Origin of the sequence: Candidatus Propionivibrio aalborgensis (genome assembly GCF_900089945.1) — a bacterium.
In the GTDB taxonomy this organism is placed as follows: Bacteria; Pseudomonadota; Gammaproteobacteria; order Burkholderiales; family Rhodocyclaceae; genus Propionivibrio; species Propionivibrio aalborgensis.
The window spans coordinates 1-3,215 of the sequence record NZ_FLQY01000149.1; the positions used below are offsets into that span (position 1 = coordinate 1).

At 64.1% G+C, this 3,215-nt stretch carries 2 protein-coding genes; one reads left to right on the top strand and one right to left on the bottom strand.

The genetic code is table 11. The features are described from left to right. A partial coding sequence (locus PROAA_RS08840) for a CHAT domain-containing protein (protein WP_186410999.1) occupies positions 1-2,990 on the top strand: 2,990 nt, incomplete at its 5' end. A 16-nt stretch (positions 2,991-3,006) separates the two neighbouring features. On the opposite strand, the gene PROAA_RS08845 is transcribed toward PROAA_RS08840, so the two are convergent. Further along, positions 3,007-3,144, bottom strand: coding sequence for a hypothetical protein (locus PROAA_RS08845; RefSeq protein ID WP_186411000.1), 138 nt, complete (start codon positions 3,142-3,144; stop codon positions 3,007-3,009). Between the last annotated feature and the right edge of the window lie 71 nt (positions 3,145-3,215).

Here is a 3,215-nt window from a genome sequence, read left to right on the forward strand (position 1 = left end):
GTCCGGCGAGCTTCGATGAGGTCGACGCCAGTGGTATCAAGCTGACCGCCGCTGAGGCCGCACGAATATTGGCTTTGCCTGTACCTGAAGCCGCGGATGCCCGCTATGCCGCATTGCAGCGGCAGTACGAGGCGGCACGCCTGCTTGAGGATCAGGTGCGCTTGATCGCAACGGCGCGCCAGTTGATTGACGCCGGCCGTGGCCACGTTGGCGGTGAAGATTGGATCCTGGCCTACCTGAACGCCGAATTTGTCTGGGGCAGTTCGGGCGCGGCACTTGAGGCTTGCGAGCCCTTCATTGCCGATACCCGGTTGTCGCTCGACACGCGTGCGGCGGTGGCTTTGCGGCAGACCTATTTTGCCGCGCAGGGCCATGATCGGCTATTGATGAACCGGTTCTGGTCGAGAGCGGACGATCTGGCAAAACAGGCGATGAAACAAGCCACCGGCATGTCGCCATTTCTGCCCGTCAACCGTTTGCAGGTGCGTTCGGAAATCGAGCGTTGGCAGGGCGAGTCGGCCGCCGCCGTGGCTACGCTGCGCGAAGCGGTCGGTGTTGCCAGGCTCGCTGTGGCCGCGACACAGGCGCGCAGCGGTAACGCACGCAGCCCGGCCGTTCTCGATGCCTACAACCGGCTCGACGGTTCGCTGGGAATGCTGACCTATGCTTTGGTACGACAGGGCCGCGCACAGGAAGCCATCGACGTGGCTGAAGAGAACCTGGCCTTGTGGCGCGCCGGCAGGCTCACCGATGTTCTTGGGGCACGCTGGAACTATCGTCTGGCGACCAGCCTGAATTCAACCCAGCAATACGAGGCGGGACTTGCGGCAGCACGCCTGTCCGACGAAATGTTGCAGCGCGCCGGCTCCAGCGCGGCCAGTCACACGCGCTGGCTGGCCCGCCAGGAAGTGGTGCGCGGGCTGATCGGCCTGAAGCGCTGGAAAGAGGCTGACGAGTCGTATCGCGAGTTTCTCGCGGCCATGCCGGTCGATCTGCTGGCGCGCACGCGCGCCTCGAACTGGCGCCTGCTGGCACTGCTTGCCGCCGAAAATGGGCGCTATGACGAAGCGCTGGAGATTGCCGAGCGTTATCACCGTTACCGGACCCGCCTGTATGGGGCGCATCATCCGCAAACTCAGGAGGCCGCCGGTGTGCGCGCCGTCGTGCATCTGTTGCGTGGCGATATCAGGCAGGCGATGATCGACTACGAGGAATTGTTCGCCGCAACGCTCGACAGTACCGCCGGCTGGCTTGACCTTGACCTGCGCGGCGTACGCGGCTACGTGCTTGGCATCGCCTTTGACGAGTTCATGCGTTACGTGGCCGAACGGGCCGTGAAGGGCGAAGCGCTCGACGCCGCGATCACGGATCGCGCTCTGCAGATCGCCGATCGCAGCAATCTCAGCGCAACGCAGCGCGCCCTGACCGACAGCACTGCCCGCGTGCTGGCCACCACCCCGGCATTGCGCGCGCTGCTTGATGAAGAGCAAACCCAGCGACAGCTTGTGGCCGCGCTGTTCGGCAAGCTCAACAACACGCTGACCGAGGAGGATCGCCTGCGTCGCGAGCGAAGTTCCGAAGCGTTCAAGGCCTTGCCCGAAAGTGAGCGCCACGCACTTGGTGAACGCCTGAAGGCGGTGCGCGAGCAGATACCGGCACAGAAGGACGAAGCGGTGGCGGCACGCGCAGTATTGAGTAACCAGCGTGAAGCCATAGCCAGGCAGTTTCCCGCGTATGCCGACCTGGTAACTCCGGCAACGCCGCGACCTGAACAGCTGCGCCGCCTGCTCGGGCCTGGCGAGGCGATGCTGGTGGTCTATCCGGCCGGCTCCGCCACGCTGGTATGGCTGATCGGTGCGGAAGGACACAATGGTTTCAGCGCCAGCAAGCTCACCCGCGACGGACTCACCCGGCGCATTGTCGAGTTACGACCCATGCTCGACATCGCCAAGACCACTCCCGGATCCGAGCCCGCCCTGCAACCGGCGATGCTGCACGCGCTCTATCGCGAGATGTTGGCGCCGCTGGAGGCACCGCTGCGCGACGTACGTTCGCTGATCATTGCCACCAACGGGCCCTTGGCCAGTCTGCCTCTGGGGGCGCTGGTCAGCAGCCCGCCTACAGGCCGCGCCCCTCCGGCCTGGCTAATCCGGCAAATGGCCGTCACGCAGCTTCCGTCACCATCGTCGTTGCTCGCTTTGCGCCGCGTGGTACAACCCAAGGTCGCTGAAAAGGCTTTGCTGGGCTTTGGCGATCCGCTGTTCAAGCTTGCTTCATCAAGCAAGGCGAAGACTGTCCGCCCGACGGTCGCGACAGGAAAATCAAATCCGATGCGGGCCAACCTGACGTCGGAGGCCGCCCGGTACGATGCGGAATGGGGTTTCCGCTATGCCGACATGCCGCCGCTCCCCGAAACCCGCACCGAGCTTGTGGCCGTGGCGGCTGCACTCGGCGCCGATGAAAAGACTGACCTGGTACTTGGCGCCCAGGCAACGCGGCGCGCCGTAATCGATGCCGATCTGCTCGATCGCCGTGTCGTCGCCTTCGCGACTCACGGCCTGATGCCGGGCGAATTGCCTGGCATCTCGAAACCATCGCTGGCCATGGCCGCCAACGCCAACGAGCGCGAGTCGCCCCTGCTCGAACTCGACGATGTGCTCGGACTACGCCTGAACGCGCAGTGGGTGCTGCTGTCGGCGTGCAACACGGCAGCCGGCGAACAGGGCGGCGGCGCCATGTCGGGCTTGGTGCGCGGTTTCTTTTTCGCCGGCGCACGATCGGTGCTGGCCACGCATTGGTCGGTCGAGTCCGAATCGGCCGCCGCTCTCAGCACGGCCACCTTGAAGGCCTATGCCAACGGCGCCATTTCGCGCAGCGAAAGCCTGCGCCAGGCGCAACTGGCGATGATCGATGGCCAGATCGGCGGCGGCAAGTGGAGTCATCCATACTACTGGGCACCTTATGCATTGTTCGGCGACCCGGCGCATTGACCGTTCCTAACCCTGTTCAGCGTGCCGGATCCTTTCCTTTGACCAGCAAAGGCGCCATGTTGTCGGCTAGAGGTAGCTCCACCACGGCCAGCACGGCGTCGGTGAGCAGCCCGGCGCCAGAGGCACTTTCAAATGCGCCGTCATGAACGCTCACCTGCGGTTTCTATTGATTCGGCACAATGAAGAATGAACTTTCTGATTATGCTGATGTCGAATTGCGATGGA